Origin of the sequence: Haloplanus rubicundus (assembly GCF_003342675.1) — an archaeon.
Taxonomy (GTDB): Archaea; Halobacteriota; Halobacteria; order Halobacteriales; family Haloferacaceae; genus Haloplanus; species Haloplanus rubicundus.
Genome location: NZ_CP031148.1, coordinates 656,713 through 673,939, shown reverse-complemented (window position 1 = coordinate 673,939; position 17,227 = coordinate 656,713). Strand labels below are relative to the sequence as shown.

Sequence of the window (17,227 nt, the reverse complement as noted above, 5' to 3'; positions counted from 1 at the left end):
CGTCACTCCGCAGTGTCGACGACTTCGTAGCTGATCGTCCCCTCGCGGAGACGGTCCAGATGCGTCGAGAGTTCGTCCGCGACGGCGAGGAGGAGGACGTCGAGTCCCCGGACCGCCGCCTCGTTCACCGCCTGCGGCGTGCCGAAGCGCACGTCGGGGTCGAGGCCGGCCGCCCGCGCGGCCACTAGCGCCTCGGTTCCCGCCGTCGCCACCAGGTCGCAGTCGTCGGCGTGAGCGAGGAGCGTCTCGCTCGCCACGGCGACGCTGCCGCCGTCCTGCACCCGCGGAATCGAGACGGCGGTCACCCGGCCCAGATCGTAGTCGAGGACGCCCTCGAAGTCGGTGACGCCCACGTCGCGCCCCGCCTCGGCGGCCGTGACCGCAACCGCAGTTGTGCTCCCCGCGGTGCCGGGGGTCGCCCGGAGGACGCCGTCGCGCATCGACAGCGAGACGGCGTCGCCCTCGGCGACGTCGGCGGTGGCGATAGCCGTCTCGATCTCCACCTGCCCGATCACGTCCTCCGAGACGTGGGTCACGAACTCGTGGAGTTCGTCCGTCCGGCCGATGAGCCAGTCCACCCCCTCTTTGGTCACCTCGTAGCGCCCACGGCCGGGACTCCGGACGTACCCCTCCTCGATCAGCCCCTGCAGGTAGTCGCTCACTGCCTGTGCCGTGATGCCGATGTCGTCGGCGATCTCCCGCTGACTGACTGCCGGTTGGCGCTCCGCGATCCCCACCAGAATCTGATACCGGGTCGCCGAGCGCTTGCTCCGGAGGACGCCCTCGTCGGCGTTCTCTGCCATCACGTTCGCTCCGTGGTCGGTCCACAAGTAATTTTGCCATAATGCGGGTTCGATTGTCTTTTTTCGGCAGATTGAACAAATGGATATTACTAAGGCAAATTCCACGTGAATTGTGCCCCACGTGAGTTGCACAATCGGACCGCCGGACGGTCGTGACGCGGCGTCGCAACCCCTAACTGACCCACGGCCGTCCGCCACCGCATGTCACTGATCGACACGACGCTTCGGGAGCGACTCGACCGCCGCATCGAGGGCCTTCGGGACGCCCGCGAGATCAAGCCGGGGCACCCGAGCGTCGAGACGGAGACACTCAGCAACTACCACGCTCGGGCGCACGCGGACGGGTTCACTTTCGACGCCGACGAACCCGTCTCGAAGGTGGGCGGCACCGGGACCGCCCCACGCCCGCTTCGGTACTTCCTCGCCGGCTTCGCCTTCTGTCTGCAGGCTCAGTACGTCCGCAACGCCATCCGGATGGGGATCGAACTCGACGAACTCGCCGTCGACGTGGAGAGCGAAATCGACCGGCGGGGTGGCCTCGGCTTCCGCGACGAGCCGGCCGACTTCGAGTCCATCGCGTACACGACGACCCTGCGGACCGACGCCCCCGACTCCGACGTGCGCGAGTTGGTCGAGACGGCCGAGTCCTGCTGTTACGTCCACGGTACGCTCTCGCAGGCGGTCGATCTGGACGGAACGACGGTGGTGAACGGCACCCCGCTCGACCGCTAACCTACGCGCCGCTCGGGACGCGTTCCCACAGCGACGGCAGGTCGTCGATGCGTGCCCACCCGGCCGCCTCGTCGACGTTCTCCTCGACGACGGTCACGGAGTCGAAGTATTCCTCGAGGACCGCACGCTCCATCGCCAGCGGCGGCGAACAGTAGTCCTCCTCGACCCACACGGCCTCGCCGGTCTTCGGGTCGAACTTGGCGTCGGTCAGCGACCGCGTCATCGCCCGACCGAACGGCTCCATCTCGGCGATGTCGCCGTCGTCGAGTCGCTCGCGTAACTCGGGCATCCGGTCGACCCTCGGCCGCGCCCGTACGAATCGGTACGCCATACGTTCGCTACGCGCCGCGAACGGATAAATCGCGCCTCACTCCTCGTAGCGCCGCACCCCGAACTGGGCGTACGCGTCGCCGTGAGCCACCGCGAGCGCCCCGACCCACCAGTTCCAGCGCTCCGAGACCGACGACCCCTCGGGCGCGTCGTCGAGTTCCCGCACGACCGTCTCGACGGTGAGTGCCGCCCCGCGGTCGGCGGCGAGGCGACCGCTGTCGGCCAGGTCCCCCGCCGCCCGGACCACGGCACGGCGCTCCCCCTCGCCGCCGTCGAAGGCGCGTTCGAGCGCGCGGTCGAGACGTTCGCGGTCGATCCCACTCACGCTACGCCCACCACGCGCTCCGTCGGTCGCGCCCGCTCGCGTCGCGGAACGGCGGCGGCTTTTCTTCGTCCTCCTCGGCTCCAAAGGCGTGGGCCAGCCAGTACCCGACGTGCCAGCCCACCGCCTCGGTGTCGAGACCGACGAGCGTGATTTCGACCCGTGTGTACGTCTCGATGGCGCCGTCGCCGTCCGGATCGGTGCCGTACGTGCCGATGCAGGACCCGCTCGACGCCCGGCAGTCCGCCGTCGGCCCGAACCGGATCAGTACCTCCGCGTCCGCGTCAGTACGCTCGAAGGTCAGGTTCGTCGGCATCCCCGGCGGGTCGTCCTCGTAGTACGTCAGCGCGTGGTCGACCTGTGACCGCGCTCCCGCGGGGTCGGACGCGTTCGCCGCGTCGACGCGTACCGTGAAGTCCGCGTCGGCCCACGGGAACGCCCGCTCCGTCGCGTTCGGCTGTGGTTCGGTGTAGAGCACCGACCGCGCCCGCATCACGTCCCGCGGCGGGTCGTCGTGGGTCAACCCCAGCGTGTGCCCGAGTTCGTGTTCGGTCACGAGCACCGTCGACTCGTCGGAGAGGTCGGTCTTTACCCACGCCGTCTCCGGGCGGTCGACCTGCCGCGAGTCCGTGAGCAGGGGCGCACACCCCACCGCGTCGCTCACGTCGCCGCAGTCCGGTATCTCGTCGGTGAACGCGACGATCAGGTCGGGGTCCTCGGCGTCCGGGCGCACCTCGTACTCGACGTCGAAGCCGAGATACCGTGATCCCTCCTCCCAGAAGGCCGTCGCCTCACGGACGAGGGCGGCGAAGTCGCGGTCACGCGACCCCTCGTTCCGGACGGCGACGACGATAGGCTCGTCCCCCCACGGGTTCGCGCTCGGCGTCGCGGTCGGGGGACGGTCGGTCGGCGTCGAGGCCGTCGGCGTCGTCCCGGCCGTCGACACTGGGCCGTCGGCCGGCACCGCCGTCGGCGTCCCCGCCGTCGGATCGAGCGGCGTCGTACAGCCCGCGAGAACCAGGAGGCAGGCGAGGGCGAGCGTGCGGGTCGCCATACTCGCCTTCGGTGGCGGGCACTCAAAAGCCGTTTCCCTCCGTCCGAAACGGCCGGTTTCCCGAGACGACCGGCGTTACCGCCGTCGCGCCGTCGCCGCTGCCGCCGCAGTCAGGAGTGCGACGACTGCGATCACCGGTCCGAACCCGGCGCCGTCGCTGGCGGTCGGTTCGGGCGTCGCCGTCGACTCGGCCCCGTCAGTCGGCGCGGCCGTCGCGGTGGGCGTGGCCGTCGAAGCGGGCGTCGCAGTGGGTGTCGGTGAGGCGGCCGGCGTCGCCGTCGGTGCCGCCCCGGTCGTCCGCGCCGCCGGCTGGTTCGGCGCGATCACCGCGAACGTAGAGAAGCCGGGCGTCCCCGCCGCGACGACGACCGTCTCGTCGTCGGCCGCGAGGACGTCGGCGTCGAGGCGGTGGAGTTCGTCCCCGCCGTCGAACCGGACGGCGCGCAGCGCCGACGGCTCGACGCCCGCGCTCTCGACGGCGGACCGCGGGACCGTGACCTCGACGGTCGCCGATCGGTCGACGGCGTCGTCAGGCACCGACACGTCGACGGCCGCGACGGTCCGCCCGTTCGGCTCGGGGGCCGCGGCCGGAAGCCCGCCCACCGCCTCGACGGCGACGGTGCCGGTCGTCGCCCGGTCGAACGCGACGGTCGCTCGCCGTGCGGTCCCGTCGTACAGCCGCTGGGTCACGGAGCGCTCGGCGGTGAGGATCGACGCCCCGATGCCGGCGTCGCCCCCGCTGCCGCCGGCGGTCGCCGTGACCGGATCACCGACCACGAAGACGGAGAACCCGGGCGTCTCGAAGGTCAGGCGAACGCGACTTTCGGTCACGCTCTGGACCTGCGTCGCGAGCGGCTGGTAGCCGTTCCCGCCGCCCACGTACCGCCACACCTGCGTGTCGTCCGGATCGTCGATCCGACTCCGGTCGACGACGAGTTCGACCGTCGCGTTCGCGCCGTCCGTCGGCTCCGGCGCCGTGATCTCGACGTACGACGCCACGCGGTTCACGTCCACGCCGCCGCTCGTCGTCGCGTTCGGCACGCTCGACGGCTTCGACGACAGGTCGCTGACCGTCGCCGTGCCGCTCTGCCCCGCCGTGTAGTCGATGCTCGCGTCGACGACCTCCGTGCCGTTGACGTCGAGCGTCCCCGTCGAGGTGCCGTCGACGACGGTCCCCCCTTCGCCGCTCTCGGGGTCGCCGAGGACGACGACCTGTCCGAAGCTGGTGAGGTTAGCCGTGACGGTGTTGGCCGCCGAATCGGGCGTGCTCGTGGCCGTCGCGTACGACCCGGACGCCGAGTCGTATCGGGCGATTTCGAAGCTCGATTCGTTCAGTCCCAGCGCGTCCGTGTCCGCGTACTCGACCGTCACGTCGGCGAACGCACCGGCGTCCAGCCGACTGAGGTTCCCGACGGTCCGGACGGTTTCCGATTCGCCCGCCGGCGATGGCGGCGACGTGAGGTTCCCTTCCACGGAAGTGTTTTTCAGTTCGACCGTCTCGAACGTCGTCGCCCCGACGGTGACGTTCGTACCGTTCAGCGTTCCCACCGGCGGCGCGAGGCCCGACGTGCTCGACCGCGCGAGCAGTTCCGCGTTCGTATTGTTCTCGGTCACGGTGTCGACGACGCGGGTGCCGGACCGGGGCGCGAGGCTGATCCCGACATCCCGGTTGTTCCGCACCGTCACGCCGGTGAGCGTGAGGTTCTCTCCGGCTCTCGGCTCGGTGAACACCCCCTTGCTGTTGTTCGCCGCCGTCACGTTCCGGAGTGTCGCGTTCGTCGAGTCGGTGGTGATCCAGACACCCCACCTAGTGTTGTTCGTGACCGTCGTGTTGCGCACCACGACGTTCTTCGAGCCGTCTATCTCGATGCCATCGTCGTTTTCCGCGACCGTGACGTTTCGGACGGTGGCGTTCTTTCCTTCCACGGAGATGCCCGGTCCATTGTAGCCGATGCCGTATTCCTGCGTGTTATTCCGGACGACGCTGTCGACCAGCGTCCCCCCTTCGCCGAGTCTGATTCCAGCACTACCGTGCCGGGTGATCGTCACGTCGTCGAACGTGTTGTTCACGACACCGATCGCGCTCACTCCGTAGTCGCGGTTGTTCGTCACGACCGCGTCCCGAACGGTTGCGTTGGCGACGCTGACTTCGATCCCGTCGTCGTTGCGCTTGGCGGTCACGTCGGTGATCGTCGCGCCGTCGGCGTCGGCCGTGACCTTGATCCCGTCCCCGTCGTTGTCGGTCGCGGTGAGATCCCGGACCGTCTCCGGGATTTCCAGCCGGACGCCGTGTTCCCCGTTGTCGACGGCGGTGACGTTCGACAGCAGGACGCCGTCGCCCTCGTTGGCGATGATCCCGTCCGCCGCGTTGTCCTCGACGGTCACGTTCCGTAGCGTCGCGTTCGTGCTGACGGACTCCGACACCCCGATTTCGAACCCTTCGGTGCTGCTGTTGGTGACCGTGACGTTCTCGTAGGTGTTGTTCACGCCGGATTCGAGGATTCCACTACCGCTGGTGGTGTTGTTCACCGTCACGTCCCGGATCGTGTGGTTCGCGCTGTCGATCTCGAGGCCGGTGGACGAAGCCTGTCGGATCGTCACCCCCGCGATGGTCGAGCCGTTCGATATCCCTTGGTAGAGGCCGACGCTTCCTCCCTCGACCGTCGTGTTCCGGATGGTCCCGTTGGCGAAGTCGATGCCGTGGTTGTTGCTGTCGATGACTTCGACGTTCCGGAGCGTCACGTCGGCGGCGCTCAGGCTGCCGATTCCGTCGCCTCCGGAGTCGACGACGGTGAGGTTCCGCACCGTCGCCCCGTCGACAGTCACGTTGACGGCGGGATATCCGAGTGAAACACCGCCACCGTCGAGTCGGCTGTACCCGCCGTCGAGCACGATTCCAGCCGTCGAATCGACGTCGACGCTCCCGTCGAACGTCCCGCCGCCGACGACGACGGTGTCGTACGTCGCCGTCGCGTTGTCCAGCGCGAACTGGATGGCCGTCGCGCTGTCGGTGTAGGAGACGTTCACGTCCGGCTTGTCGCCGGCGTAGGAGGCGTTGATCGTCCCCGAGGTGGTGTTGACCCGATACGTCGCGTTGACGGTGCCGTCGCCGTCGGTCAGCGAGACGGCGAGGTCCCCGGGATCGGCGGTCGGGGACGGATTGCCACCGGAACTGGCGGCGACGGTCCCGCCGAACGCCCCGAGACCGCTCGTGACGAGCAGGATGGCCATCGCTACCGCCGTGAGGCGTGTCCCTGTCCCACCGGTCATCGAGCTGTAATCCCAGCCGACGATACTATTAGAAAAATGTCACTACTGATCGGGCCGCTGTCACTCGATGGGCTCCCCCACATATCCACTGGCCACCAGTTCGAGTCTGAAAAAAGTGGTGCCGAAAACGGCGGACGGGGTGCCGGTATCCGGCTTCGCGCCGCTCACTCACTCCTCCGGTTCGACGTTCGCCAGCCGCATCGCGTTGCCCGTCACCGCGAGGCTCATCCCCATGTCGCCGATGACGACGGCGTGGACGACGCTCACCAGCCCGAGCGGCGCGCCGGCCGCGAGGACGGCCTTCACGCCCAGCGACGACCAGACGTTCGTCTCGATGACGCGGTTGGCGCGACGGGCGAGGGTGACGAGGTAGGGGAGGCGGGTGAGGTCGTCGCCCATCAGTGCCACGTCGGCCGTCTCGATGGCGGTGTCGGTGCCCGCGGCGCCCATGGCGACGCCCACCGTCGCCGCCGCGAGCGCGGGGGCGTCGTTGACGCCGTCGCCCACCATCGCCACGCCGCCGGCGGTACGGTTCCACGGGAGGCGGGCGTCTTCCTTCGCCGCCGAGTCGGCGGCTAGCTCCCGCACCACGTCGACTTTCTCCGCGGGCAGGAGGTCGGCGTACACGTCCGCCTCGTCGATACCGACCTGCGCCGCGATAGCGCGGGCCGTCCGCTCGTTGTCGCCGGTCAGCATGACGACGCGGTCGATGCCCGCCTCGCGCAGGTGGGCGATGGACCGCTCCGCCTCGGGGCGCACCGTATCGGCCACGGCGATCACGCCCTCGAGTTCGTCCTCGGTACCGACGAGGACCGCCGTCTTGCCTGCGGCCTGCAGGCGCGGCAACACGTCGTTGACGAGGTCGAGGTAGGTACCGTGATCGCAGGTCGCGGGGGCGAGGTCGCCGACGGCCGCGCCGCCGTCCGTCTCGACGTGCGTGTGTTCGAGGTCGAAGCCGAGGTCCGCGAACAGCCCCGGCTTGCCCGCGTAGTGGGTGACGCCGTCGAGGTCGGCGCGAACGCCCTCACCCGTGATCGACTGGAAGTCGGTCACGTCGCGGCCGCCGACGCCACGGTCCGATGCGTACTCCACGATGGCGCCCGCGATTGGGTGTTCGCTCCGGCGCTCCAGCGCCGCCGCACACCGCAGCACGTCGTCCTCGCTCGTCCCGTTCAGCGCCACCACGTCGGTGACGCCGAGTTCGCCCGTCGTGATCGTCCCCGTCTTGTCGAGGGCGACGGCGTCCACCTCGCCCATCGCCTCCAGGCGGTCGCCGCCCTTGATCAGGACGCCGTTGCGTGCCGCGCTCGTGATGCCCGAGACGACGCTGACGGGGGTGCTGATGACGAACGCGCAGGGACAGGCGATCACCAGGAGCGTCAGCCCGCGCGTGAACCACGTTTCGAGGGGCGCGCCGAACAGCGGCGGCCCGACGGCGGTCACGACCGCCAGCGCCACCACCGCTGGCGTGTAGTAGTCCGCGAAGCGGTCGATGAACCGCTCGCGCTCGGACTTGTCGCGTTCCGCCTCCTCGACGAGGTCGATAACCTTCGACAGCGTCGACTCGCCCGCCGGCGCCGTCGTCTCCACCTCCAGATACCCCTCCTCGACGATGCTACCCGCGTACACCTCGTCGCCCTCGGTGACGTCGACGGGGACGCTCTCGCCCGTGATCGGGGACTCGTCCACCGCGCTCGTTCCCTCGCGGACGACGCCGTCGACCGGAATGCGCTCGCCCGGTCGGACCACGACCACGTCGCCGACGGCCACGTCCTCGACGGCGACGGTCTCCTCGGTGTCGGCGGTTGCGCCGCCGTCCCCGGGCGTCTCCGACGCTCCGCGCACCACCGTCGCCGTGTCGGGCGAGAGGTCCATCAGCTCCGACATCGACGTGCGGGCACGGTCCATCGAGTAGCGCTCGAGGAGTTCGGAAATCGAAAAGAGGACCGCGAGCGTCGCCGCCTCGAAGGGGAGGTCGACCGCGACGGCGCCCAGCACCCCGGCGCTCATCAGGAAGTCGATGTCGAGGCTCCGGTTTCGCGCCGAGTACCACCCGTTGCGCAGGATGGCCTGTCCCGCAACCGCCGCGGCGAGGACGTACAGCGCCCAGTCGAGGGTGATCGTTCGGCCCAGCACGCTCGTCAGGGTGGGGTTCGGGACGCCCAGATACTCGACGACGATTCCCGCGAGGAGGAGGGCGGCGCCGGCGCCCGTCTTCACCGCGCGCCGACTCCGCCAGATCGAATCCGTCTCCCGGTCGCCCTCGATCACCTCGTAGCCGGCGTTCTCGATGCCGGCCACCACGTCGCCGCGGGTCGCCCGCGCGGGGTCGTACGTCACCGCGACCCGGCCCGAGGCGGGCCGGGCGTCGTAGTCGACGACGCCCTCGATCCGCGACAGCGCCGACTCGACCGTGCCGGCACACGACGAGCAGTCCATCGACGGCACCGCGAACGTCTCCGTCTCCGCCTCGGCCACGTCGTAGCCCGCCGCCTCGACCCGCTCGCGGATCGCCGCGTCGCTCGTCGCGTCGGGATCGTAGCCGACGACGAGCGTCCCGGTCGCGGGGCGCGGATCGACCGCCGTGACCCCGGGGAGCGAGTCGACGCTCCGCTCGACCTTGCTCGCACACGACGCACAGTCCATCGACGGCACCGAAGCGCGAAACGACGCGCCGTCCGGCGCAGTCGCCCCGTCGGCGTCGCCCGACGACTCGTGATCGTGGTCGTGGCCAGCGTCCTCGTCACACCCGTTCCCACCGTTCATCGGTCGGGCCTAGTCGGCGGAAGAGTATTAATCCCACTACCATCGATCCCGGTTTTGAACCCCAATTATTCATAACTGAATCCGTCTGAGTTAATAATATCCGCCACGGTCGCCCCGATTCGGCCGAGCGGGGCGTCCGCCGAGACGACGCTCGGTTTCGACGTGCTTTTTATCGGCGACCGTCTGAATCCGGGCATGGCAGACTTCAAGGTCGTCGTTTCGGACCCCGAGACGGGGCGGACGGTACAGGTCGAGGTCGACGGACAGGACGCGAACCGATTCCTCGGACGCGAACTCGGCGACGAGGTCGACGGCGGCGCCGTCGGCCTCGACGGGACCACGCTCGAACTGACGGGTGGCTCCGACAACGCCGGGCGCCCCCTGCGGTCGGACGTGGCCGGCCCCGCGCTGAAGGAACTCCTCCTCGAGGGCGGCGTCGGCTTCGAGCCCTCGCGCGACGGCGAGCGAAAGCGCGTGACCGTCCGCGGGCGAGAGGTTAGCGACGAAGTCGCCCAGATCAACGCGACGGTGGTCGACGGCGACGCCGACTTCGACGCCCTGACCGACGACGAGTAACCGTGTCCGACCGCGTCGCCAGCGACGGGGATGCGGTGACCACGTATCGCGCTCGACTCGCCCGGAGCGGCGGCACTCGCCGGCCCTGTCTTCGCCTCCCCGACGAGGCCGCCGTGGAATCGGGCGACCTGATCCGTCTCGTCCTCGACGGCACCGAGTATCACGCCAAGGTGGAGGGCGACGCGGAGGGTGCCCTGATTCGCGGCGCCGCCGACAACCGCCGCCTCGCACGGGCCGACGGCGAGGGTGCGAACCGCCTCGTCGAGTGGGTCCGCGGCACCGACCGCGAGACGGGACAGAGCGTCGACCTCGACGAGGTGACGCCGGGCTATCTCTACGGCGTTCGCGTCCCCGGTCGGCGGGCGGTGTACACCGTCACCCGCCAGCCCGACTCCTCGCTCTCCTCGATTGCGGAGGGGCTGGACGGCGACCGCTAGAGCTGGAGCACGACCCCAGCGAGCAACAGCGCGCTCCCGAACCACAGTAAGGCCAGCACCCACGTCGGCTGGGCGCCGATGTCGACGCTCACGCCGAACGGGGCCGCGTCCGGTCGCACGAGTCCGGCGGCCGCCGCGACGACGACCAGGAGGCTCATCACGACCGCCACGACGGGGAGAATATCGATCGAGGACCGCAGGGAGAGGGCGTTGCTCGACAGCAGCGCGAGGCCGAACAGGAGGTACGTCAGCCGGGTGAAACGCGTTCGATCCACGGTCCCGACCACGGGGACCAGGGGCAAAACCCCGTCGCCGTCGCGTCCGAAACGACCGTTCTTTACCGCTCGACCCTCATCGCTCGGTATGACCGACTCCGACCTCGACGCGTTCCTCGCGGGCGACCGTCTCGATCACGTCGTCCTCTATCTCACCGACGACTTCCTCGACGACGAGGGGACCATCGCCGACTACGGCACGGAAGTCGACGGCGGCGTCGTCCTCGTCGTCCCCGGCGAGAAGGGCCGCCGGCTCTTCTCGGCCGGCACCGGCATGGACGCCATGGAGTTCGCGAAACAGGCGATGGGGAGCGAGGGCGACATCGACCGCGACCTGCAGGGGGGCACCTGTCCCGACTGCGGCGAGGGCGCGGCCTACATCCTCGCGTTCGCCGAAGCACAGAACGAGGAGGTCGGCGGCATCTACGCCGAGGGCGACGTGATCCACGCCTACGCCGCCTGTCCCGACGGCACCGCGTTCTCGGATCGGTGGATCGTGGACGAGGCGTAATACTGTCGGCCGTTCCTGTTTCACGATAGGTGCCGCCGAGGGTGGCGACTATCCGCATCGACGTACAGCCGACAGTATCGTTACTCGTCGGTCTCGCCGTCGTCCGCATCCTCGGCTCCGCGGGTCGTGCCTCCCCGCTCCGCTTCGAGGCCTCGTTTCACTCGGCCTCGCTTGCCACCCGCTCGAACGCCGCCAGAATCACCTGTTTCGTCGTCGCCCCCTCCGTCGTCCAGTGGTAGGCGTAGTCCAGCATGTCGTCGTAGATGTCGGGCTTACAGCCCGCGGCGCGGGGGTGCCCGCCGCCGTTCACCAGCCCCGCCACCTCGTGGGCACGCTCGAACCCCTCGCTCCCGCGGATGCTCGCGCTCCCGGCGGGCTTGACGATCACCGCGGCGTCGGCGCCCTGCTCCCGAAGGGCCTCGGCCACCTCGTTTTGCGAACACCGGCCGTAGGTGACGCCGACGGTCCACGGTCCCACGGATTCCATCTCGGCGCGGTCGACGGCCGCCTCGATCAGTCGCTCCTTCTCGACGCGACGGTGATCGAGGTAATCGACCACCGGCTCCGGCAGGGCGGGACCGTAGCGTCCGACGACGGTCACGTACTCCTCGGCGCTCGCCCAGTGGCTGTAGTCGGCCAGGTCGTCGCTCCGGGGGTCCTCCTTGATCCAGAGGTCGTGGTCCCGCGTGACCGCCGCGAGGTCGGCGAGGTGGTCGGGGAAGTCGTAGTCGAGGGAGCGAAGCGCCACGTCGGCAGTACACTCCTCGTCGCTCTCCCCGACGACGAGGTCGACGCCGGCCCCGCGGACCGCCGCGGCGACGTCGTCGTCCCACTGGTGGTGGTCGAACCACCGCACCGTCTCGGCACGGGCGACGACCGCCTCCACCACCTCGATCACCGACTCGTCGTCGGGACAGAGGTCACAGACGAAGACGTCGACGTCGGGGTCGGCGTACTCCGCGACGCGTTCGAGGGCGTCGTCGAGGGAGTGGGGGCTGGCGGTGACGAGACCGACCGGGGAGTCCTCGCGGTCGTCATCGTCCTCGTCGTCCTCGTCGTCCGTCAGGCTCGAGTCGGCGCGGGCCGCCAGCGACGCCTCGAACGGCGCCACGTCGAGGGCGGCGTCGTAGACTTCGCGGAGGAGGGCGACACAGCCGAGACCGTCGGCGTCGCCGTCGGCCACGACCACCGCCTCGGCGCCCTCGATGGCCTCGCGGGCGCGACGGTCGGCGTACTCCTCGTCGAGCGAGTCGGGGTAGAAGAAGCCGGCACCGGGGAGCCGCGACTTCCGCGAGAGCGAGAGCGCGTCCGAATCGATAAGGTCGTCGTCCATACCGTCCGGATGGGAGGCGGGGGGAAGTATTCCGCGGTCCGTGGGCGTTTCAGGCCGCGGCGCTACCGTCCCCGCCGCGCTCGCTCTCGTCGAGCTGTCGCACCGTCAGCACGGGAACGGGACAGGTGCGGACGACCCGCTCGGCGACGCTCCCGATGAGAAAGCGGTTCTCGCCGTGGCGCCCGCGGGTCCCCATCGCCACCACGTCGGCGTCGTGTTCGACCGCGTACTCGCGAATCACGGTCGCCGGGCGCCCCTCGCGGACGGCGGTCGTCACCGGGCGGTCGGTCGCGGCGGCCACCTCCGCCAACGCTTCCTCCCCCGAATCGTCGAGGGCGGCGCGCATCTCCTCGCGCACTCGTTCGGGCGAGGATTCGACCTCGCCCTCGTCGACGACGTAGAGCGCGTGGACCGTCGCGTCGAACCGGTCGGCGAAATCGAGGGCGACGTGGACGGCCCGGCGGACGCTCTCGGAGCCGTCGGTGGCGATGACGATCCGGTCGAATGCGGGTAGCATACCTGAGCGTTCGGCCGGTCGGTGCATAAAACGTCCCGATGGGGGAGCGTTTTTGCCCGTGGCCCGCGCACGCCCCGGCATGACCGTTCCGCTCTCGCCCTCGCTCGTGCTCGTCCCCGTCGACGGGAGCGAGGAGTCGCTCTCGGCCGTCGAGTACGCCACCGCCATCGCCGCCGAGTACGACGCTGCAGTCCACGCGCTCTACGTCGTCAGCGAGGACCTCGCGCGCGCCATCGACACCGGCGCCGTCGACGACGCGTCGCTCGCGGCCGACACCGAGGCCTTCCTCGAAGCCGTCGTCGACGTCGTCGACGGCGCGGGCGTGCCGCTCTCGACGTCGATGGCCTACGGCTTCTCGACCCGCCAACTCTCGCGGCATCCGGGCAGCGTCGTCCTCGACACCGCGGAGGAACTCGGTGCCGACTTCGTGGTCGTCCCGCGGGAACCCGTCTCCGGCGACCCCGACGAGGTGCTCGCGAAGGCCGCGGAGTACGTCCTCCTCTACGCGAGCCAGCCGGTCCTCTCAGTGTAATAGGGTGTATCGGAAGTCATCGTAGATTCCCGCCGGCCCGTGACGGCGGGAATCGACGAACAGTTACGAGACCCTCTATAGACGGATCGCCATCTCGTGTTCGAAGCTCTCGGTGTCGCTGGCGACGAACCCCACCTTCTCGTACAGCGAGATGGCCGGGTCGTTCCAGCGCTCGACCGAGAGCCAGACGCGTTCGACCCCCGCCTCGCGCCCGGCGCCGAGGAGCGTCTCGATCAGGGTAGTGCCGATGCCCGCACCCTGGTAGTCCTGCAGGACGAAGATGGCGAGTTCGGCGGTCGCCTCGGGTTCGTCGGGGACGAGCGTCGCGTGCCCGACGACGGCGTCGCCGTGGTTCGCGACGACGTTCACCGTCTCCGGGCCGGTGATCGCGTCCAGCCAGTCGGCGATGCGCTCCTCGCCAGTCGGCGGGATGCCCTGTGCCCGGTCCGCGGGGTCGAACGCCTCGTACATCGCCTCCAGGGCGTCTCGATCCAGCGCCTCGTCGTACCGACGCACCGTGATCGGCCGCCCCTCGCGGTCGTCGAACGTCGTCGGCGGCTCGGGGAAGGGACCGGCCGGCTCGTCGGGGAAGGCGTCGTCACCGCTCATCGGACGAGCGTCACCGAGACGTGAGAGTTCAACAGGACGAACTCGGCGATACCGCCCAGTTTGATCTTGCCCATCGGACTGGTCTCGCCGCCACCGAGGACGATCCGGTCGAAGTCCTCGCGCTCGGCCAGGTCGACCAGTCGGCTCCCGGGGTCACCCTCTAGCTGTCGGATCGGGGCCGACACGCCCGCGTCGTCGAGGACCGCCCGCACCCGCTCCTCGATGGCCGCGGGATCGACCTCGGTCGCCGGGTTTCGGAGGATCGCGACCGTCAGGTCGTCGCCCGTTTCGGCGACGCGGTCGACCGCGCGCTCCAGCGCGCGGATCGAGTCGTCGCTTCCGCCGATGCCCAGCAGTAGCTTCATGCCCGAGGCGTCGGGGGCGCGAGTGAAAAAGGTACGCGACGTGCGGCCCGATGTGGACCGACGTCCGTCGGTTCCAGCCATCGCCACCGCCACGGCCGGCGGCGACCCGGAAGCGGGGACGTCGACCCGTCTGACGGCCGGCAGACGCCTTCGTGTTTAGTTTGGAGCATTGTGCCAGCGAGCGAAACTCTGCAACCAGTTTTCAGCTGTTGCTGGTTCGACGTGGCTAAAACAGTTTGAAAACGAAGAGGTTCGTCGTTTTACTTCTCTAAAGATACGTTCAATGGCATTCCGATTTCCGTGGCGTTCTGTCTGAAATCGGAGCCCCGATCGGTCGAGTGCAGTTTGGAGATGTTTGGCGCCATCGACGAGAAACAGGGCGGATTCGACATCGTGTTTCTCCCGCAGTTCGTTGAGAAAGAGTTCGGTGAGACCGATTGTAGTGGTCGAAAACAGCCGTAGATGGAGTAATTCGTTCGTCTGTGGATCCGCGGCGGCGTACAGCCAGAACTGCTGATCGTTGATTCGAATCACGGTTTCGTCAACCGCAACCTGATTCGGAGCCTTTCCGCTGACCGGCTGTAGATCGGCCTTCTGTACCCAATCGTGAACCGCTTTTCGAGAACGTTCGACACCCAAACTATCAAGAGCAGAGACGGTATTCGAAAGTGATAGTCCAGCCAGATGCATCTGAATACCGAGCTTCATCGCCGGCTCGGGTGTCCGCTCTCGCTCCACAAAATCCAAATCAATCCAGTCGTTATTCCCGCTGAGGCGTGTGATTTCTGCCATAGACCAGCAAGAAATTCACTCGCCTCACTCTTCATCGTTAACTAAACACGAAGGCAGACGCCGACGGAACCCTTTTCCACCGGCGCTCGAAATCCGGGCGCATGAGCGACGACGCGCAGGCCGACGGGTCCGTAGACGACGACTCCGGAGCCGGGGCCGCTCCGTCGGCGTCGGATGCCGGGCCGTCGACCGACGCCGACGTGCCGCCCGACGTGCGCAAGTACGAGCGCTTCAAGAAGATGGACGGCGCCCAGTACGAGCGCGTCAACGACTTCCTCCGCGACCGGACGTACGTCACCGCCCGCGAGTGGGCCATCGCCCGCCTCTGTGTCGACTTCCGCACCGAGACGGGCGTGGAGATGACGAAAATCGGCGAGAACCTGCCCGAACTCGTCCCCTTCATGACCGACACCTACTCGCCGCAGGCGGTCAACCAAGCCCGGGCGTCCTTCGAGGAGAAAGTCCAGAAGGCCGGCGCGACCTTCCTCTACGGCGCCATGTCCGGCTTCTTCACCGCCGAGGAGTTGGACGAGATGATGTACGAGGTGACCGAGGTGGCGAAGTTCCTGTTGGAGGTGGAGGGCGTCGACCTCTCGGTCGCCGAGGAACTCGACGCCGAGGACCGCGTCTCGGAGGTCATGCGCGAGGTGCGCGAGTCGAGCGAAACGCTCCGAGACGACCTCGATTAGCGCCTGACGTTAGCGCCGTCGGTCGATCCGAAGGTGTCCATCGCGCCGTCGTAGACGCGTTCGCCGCGCACCAGCGTCCACTCGGGGAAGACGCCCGGTCGCCCCTCGAACGGCGTCCACCCACATTTCGAGTGGAGCCGACTCCCCCGGACCGTCCGCGGGCTATCGAGATCGTACAGCGCCAGGTCGGCGTCCATCCCCGCCTCGACGCGCCCTTTCCGGTCGAGACCGAACGTCTCCGCCGGCGTCGCCGCCGTCAGGTCCCGGACGCGCTCGGCCGTCAGCGGGCCGTCGAGCGTCTCCGCGAGGAGCAAGGGCACCATCGTCTCGACACCGGGCACGCCGCTCGGCGCGTCGAGTAGTGTCGTCTCCTTCTCGGCGCGCGCGTGCGGAGCGTGGTCCGTGGCGATCAGGTCGACCCGCCCGCGGACGACGCGGTCGTAGAGGGCCACACGGCGCTTCTCGCTCCGGAGCGGCGGGTTCATCCGCCCGAACGTGCCCAGATCACGCAGGTCGTCACGGGAGAGCAGGCAGTGGTGCGGCGTCACTTCGCAGGTCACGGTGTCGGGGGCATCGGCGACGATATTGACGGCCTCGGGCGTGCTGGTGTGGGCGATGTGGAGTCGTGCGCCCGCGTCGACGCCGATTTCGACGGCACGTTCGACGGCGGCGATTTCCGCCTCGGCGGCGCGGTAGGCGCTCCACGCGTCGGCGTTTGCTCCCCGACCCGTCCCCTCGCCCGCCCGGTCCCGCGCGCTCTCGTCGAACAGCGTCGCGTCCTCGGCGTGGACGGTGACGGGGACGCCCGCCTCGCTCGCGCGATGGACCGCGTCCTCGAACAGGTCGCCGTCGATGCCCATCTCGCCCGTCGAGTCGGCGAGGAAGACTTCCCCGAGCGCGAAGACGGGGCGGTCGAACAGCGTCTCGGGGTCCCAGTCGGGCGTGACGCCGCCGTTGATGCCGTAGTCGACCAGCGAGTCGTCGGCACAGAGTTCCTTCTGGTCGTACGCCGCGCCCGTCGTCGTCGGCGGGTCGGTGTTGGGCTGGTCGACGACGGTCGTGACCCCGCCCGCGGCGGCGCTCCGGGAGCCGGTTCGCCACGTCTCCTTGTGCGGGGCGCCGGGCTCCCGGAAGTGGACGTGAGCGTCGACGGCGCCGGGAAGCAGGAGTCGCTCGGCGGCGTCGACGACTTCGCCCGCCCCCGTCAGATCACGGCCAACGGCGTCGATGCGCTCCCCCTCGATCCGAACGTCGCGAACGCGGCCGTCGGCCAGCGTCGCGTTCCGTACGAGCATACCGATCCCTGTTCCCGCG

Annotated in this window: 19 protein-coding genes; 6 read left to right on the top strand and 13 right to left on the bottom strand. The window is 69.1% G+C overall.

The annotated features are described in order from the left end of the window. Positions 1–2: 2 nt before the first annotated feature. Positions 3–803, bottom strand: coding sequence for a DUF7839 domain-containing protein (locus DU484_RS04280; protein ID WP_114605190.1), 801 nt, complete (start codon positions 801–803; stop codon positions 3–5). 201 nt (positions 804–1,004) lie between these two features. On the opposite strand from DU484_RS04280, the gene DU484_RS04275 reads away from it, so the two are divergent. Then, the gene (locus DU484_RS04275; protein ID WP_114584948.1) at positions 1,005–1,535 is read left to right on the top strand and encodes an OsmC family protein; all 531 of its coding nucleotides are present in this window, start codon (positions 1,005–1,007) and stop codon (positions 1,533–1,535) included. A gap of 1 nt (position 1,536) precedes the next feature. Here DU484_RS04275 and DU484_RS04270 read toward each other — a convergent pair whose 3' ends face one another. The 5 genes from DU484_RS04270 to DU484_RS04250 form a co-directional block, all read right to left on the bottom strand. Further along, positions 1,537–1,866: an aspartate/glutamate racemase family protein gene (locus DU484_RS04270; protein WP_114584947.1), complete on the bottom strand. Its 330-nt coding sequence runs from the start codon at positions 1,864–1,866 to the stop codon at positions 1,537–1,539. 36 nt (positions 1,867–1,902) lie between these two features. Further along, complete coding sequence (locus DU484_RS04265; protein WP_114606710.1) at positions 1,903–2,181, bottom strand: hypothetical protein; 279 nt, start codon at positions 2,179–2,181, stop codon at positions 1,903–1,905. A gap of 10 nt (positions 2,182–2,191) precedes the next feature. Beyond that, a complete protein-coding gene (locus tag DU484_RS04260; protein WP_114605189.1) occupies positions 2,192–3,241 on the bottom strand; it encodes a zinc metalloprotease in 1,050 nt (349 codons plus the stop codon). 75 nt (positions 3,242–3,316) lie between these two features. Further along, positions 3,317–6,511 carry a right-handed parallel beta-helix repeat-containing protein gene (locus tag DU484_RS04255; protein WP_114605188.1) on the bottom strand — a complete coding sequence of 1,065 codons (3,195 nt, stop codon included), beginning with the start codon at positions 6,509–6,511 and terminating at the stop codon, positions 3,317–3,319. A gap of 168 nt (positions 6,512–6,679) precedes the next feature. Then, on the bottom strand, positions 6,680–9,277 hold the full coding sequence (locus DU484_RS04250; protein ID WP_114584944.1) for a heavy metal translocating P-type ATPase: 2,598 nt from the start codon (positions 9,275–9,277) through the stop codon (positions 6,680–6,682). Positions 9,278–9,472: 195 nt separating this feature from the next. Here DU484_RS04250 and DU484_RS04245 point away from each other — a divergent pair, with 195 nt between their 5' ends. Together DU484_RS04245 and DU484_RS04240 are read left to right on the top strand one after the other, a co-directional pair. Continuing rightward, entirely contained in the window at positions 9,473–9,853 is a 381-nt protein-coding gene (locus DU484_RS04245; protein WP_114584943.1) for a 30S ribosomal protein S6e, read from the top strand. Positions 9,854–9,855: 2 nt separating this feature from the next. Continuing rightward, a complete protein-coding gene (locus tag DU484_RS04240; RefSeq protein WP_114584942.1) occupies positions 9,856–10,290 on the top strand; it encodes a DUF7112 family protein in 435 nt (144 codons plus the stop codon). On the opposite strand, the gene DU484_RS04235 is transcribed toward DU484_RS04240, so the two are convergent. Then, a complete protein-coding gene (locus DU484_RS04235) occupies positions 10,287–10,565 on the bottom strand; it encodes a hypothetical protein (RefSeq protein ID WP_157969249.1) in 279 nt (92 codons plus the stop codon). The genes DU484_RS04240 and DU484_RS04235 overlap by 4 nt on opposite strands. An 88-nt stretch (positions 10,566–10,653) precedes the next feature. Here DU484_RS04235 and DU484_RS04230 point away from each other — a divergent pair, with 88 nt between their 5' ends. Next, a complete protein-coding gene (locus tag DU484_RS04230; protein ID WP_114605187.1) occupies positions 10,654–11,076 on the top strand; it encodes a DUF5807 family protein in 423 nt (140 codons plus the stop codon). Between the two features lie 157 nt (positions 11,077–11,233). Here the strand turns inward: DU484_RS04230 and DU484_RS04225 are convergent, their stop codons facing one another. Next, positions 11,234–12,409, bottom strand: coding sequence for a DHH family phosphoesterase (locus DU484_RS04225; protein ID WP_114605186.1), 1,176 nt, complete (start codon positions 12,407–12,409; stop codon positions 11,234–11,236). Positions 12,410–12,458: 49 nt separating this feature from the next. Beyond that, positions 12,459–12,926: a universal stress protein gene (locus DU484_RS04220; RefSeq protein ID WP_114605185.1), complete on the bottom strand. Its 468-nt coding sequence runs from the start codon at positions 12,924–12,926 to the stop codon at positions 12,459–12,461. A 79-nt stretch (positions 12,927–13,005) separates the two neighbouring features. On the opposite strand from DU484_RS04220, the gene DU484_RS04215 reads away from it, so the two are divergent. Then, on the top strand, positions 13,006–13,458 hold the full coding sequence (locus DU484_RS04215; RefSeq protein WP_114584937.1) for a universal stress protein: 453 nt from the start codon (positions 13,006–13,008) through the stop codon (positions 13,456–13,458). Positions 13,459–13,533: 75 nt separating this feature from the next. On the opposite strand, the gene DU484_RS04210 is transcribed toward DU484_RS04215, so the two are convergent. The 3 genes from DU484_RS04210 to DU484_RS04200 form a co-directional block, all read right to left on the bottom strand. After that, positions 13,534–14,067: a GNAT family N-acetyltransferase gene (locus DU484_RS04210; RefSeq protein ID WP_114584936.1), complete on the bottom strand. Its 534-nt coding sequence runs from the start codon at positions 14,065–14,067 to the stop codon at positions 13,534–13,536. After that, positions 14,064–14,432, bottom strand: a complete 369-nt coding sequence (locus DU484_RS04205; protein ID WP_114584935.1) for a universal stress protein — start codon at positions 14,430–14,432, stop codon at positions 14,064–14,066. Before DU484_RS04205 ends, DU484_RS04210 begins: the two co-directional genes overlap by 4 nt. A gap of 156 nt (positions 14,433–14,588) precedes the next feature. After that, complete coding sequence (locus tag DU484_RS04200; protein ID WP_114605184.1) at positions 14,589–15,224, bottom strand: IS6 family transposase; 636 nt, start codon at positions 15,222–15,224, stop codon at positions 14,589–14,591. Between the two features lie 101 nt (positions 15,225–15,325). On the opposite strand from DU484_RS04200, the gene DU484_RS04195 reads away from it, so the two are divergent. After that, the gene (locus DU484_RS04195; RefSeq protein WP_114605183.1) at positions 15,326–15,913 is read left to right on the top strand and encodes a DUF5806 family protein; all 588 of its coding nucleotides are present in this window, start codon (positions 15,326–15,328) and stop codon (positions 15,911–15,913) included. On the opposite strand, the gene DU484_RS04190 is transcribed toward DU484_RS04195, so the two are convergent. Next, complete coding sequence (locus DU484_RS04190) at positions 15,910–17,208, bottom strand: dihydroorotase (protein WP_114605182.1); 1,299 nt, start codon at positions 17,206–17,208, stop codon at positions 15,910–15,912. The genes DU484_RS04195 and DU484_RS04190 overlap by 4 nt on opposite strands. Positions 17,209–17,227 lie beyond the last annotated feature (19 nt).

What these genes read in the sequence shown, in the direction of transcription:
- DU484_RS04280 (WP_114605190.1), bottom strand. Translation starts at nt 803, where the DNA reads ATGGCAGAGAACGCCGACGAGGGCGTCCTCCGGAGCAAGCGCTCGGCG.
- DU484_RS04275 (WP_114584948.1), top strand. Translation starts at nt 1,005, where the DNA reads ATGTCACTGATCGACACGACGCTTCGGGAGCGACTCGACCGCCGCATC.
- DU484_RS04270 (WP_114584947.1), bottom strand. Translation starts at nt 1,866, where the DNA reads ATGGCGTACCGATTCGTACGGGCGCGGCCGAGGGTCGACCGGATGCCC.
- DU484_RS04260 (WP_114605189.1), bottom strand. Translation starts at nt 3,241, where the DNA reads ATGGCGACCCGCACGCTCGCCCTCGCCTGCCTCCTGGTTCTCGCGGGC.
- DU484_RS04255 (WP_114605188.1), bottom strand. Translation starts at nt 6,511, where the DNA reads ATGACCGGTGGGACAGGGACACGCCTCACGGCGGTAGCGATGGCCATC.
- DU484_RS04250 (WP_114584944.1), bottom strand. Translation starts at nt 9,277, where the DNA reads ATGAACGGTGGGAACGGGTGTGACGAGGACGCTGGCCACGACCACGAT.
- DU484_RS04245 (WP_114584943.1), top strand. Translation starts at nt 9,473, where the DNA reads ATGGCAGACTTCAAGGTCGTCGTTTCGGACCCCGAGACGGGGCGGACG.
- DU484_RS04230 (WP_114605187.1), top strand. Translation starts at nt 10,654, where the DNA reads ATGACCGACTCCGACCTCGACGCGTTCCTCGCGGGCGACCGTCTCGAT.
- DU484_RS04225 (WP_114605186.1), bottom strand. Translation starts at nt 12,409, where the DNA reads ATGGACGACGACCTTATCGATTCGGACGCGCTCTCGCTCTCGCGGAAG.
- DU484_RS04220 (WP_114605185.1), bottom strand. Translation starts at nt 12,926, where the DNA reads ATGCTACCCGCATTCGACCGGATCGTCATCGCCACCGACGGCTCCGAG.
- DU484_RS04215 (WP_114584937.1), top strand. Translation starts at nt 13,006, where the DNA reads ATGACCGTTCCGCTCTCGCCCTCGCTCGTGCTCGTCCCCGTCGACGGG.
- DU484_RS04210 (WP_114584936.1), bottom strand. Translation starts at nt 14,067, where the DNA reads ATGAGCGGTGACGACGCCTTCCCCGACGAGCCGGCCGGTCCCTTCCCC.
- DU484_RS04205 (WP_114584935.1), bottom strand. Translation starts at nt 14,432, where the DNA reads ATGAAGCTACTGCTGGGCATCGGCGGAAGCGACGACTCGATCCGCGCG.
- DU484_RS04200 (WP_114605184.1), bottom strand. Translation starts at nt 15,224, where the DNA reads ATGGCAGAAATCACACGCCTCAGCGGGAATAACGACTGGATTGATTTG.
- DU484_RS04195 (WP_114605183.1), top strand. Translation starts at nt 15,326, where the DNA reads ATGAGCGACGACGCGCAGGCCGACGGGTCCGTAGACGACGACTCCGGA.
- DU484_RS04190 (WP_114605182.1), bottom strand. Translation starts at nt 17,208, where the DNA reads ATGCTCGTACGGAACGCGACGCTGGCCGACGGCCGCGTTCGCGACGTT.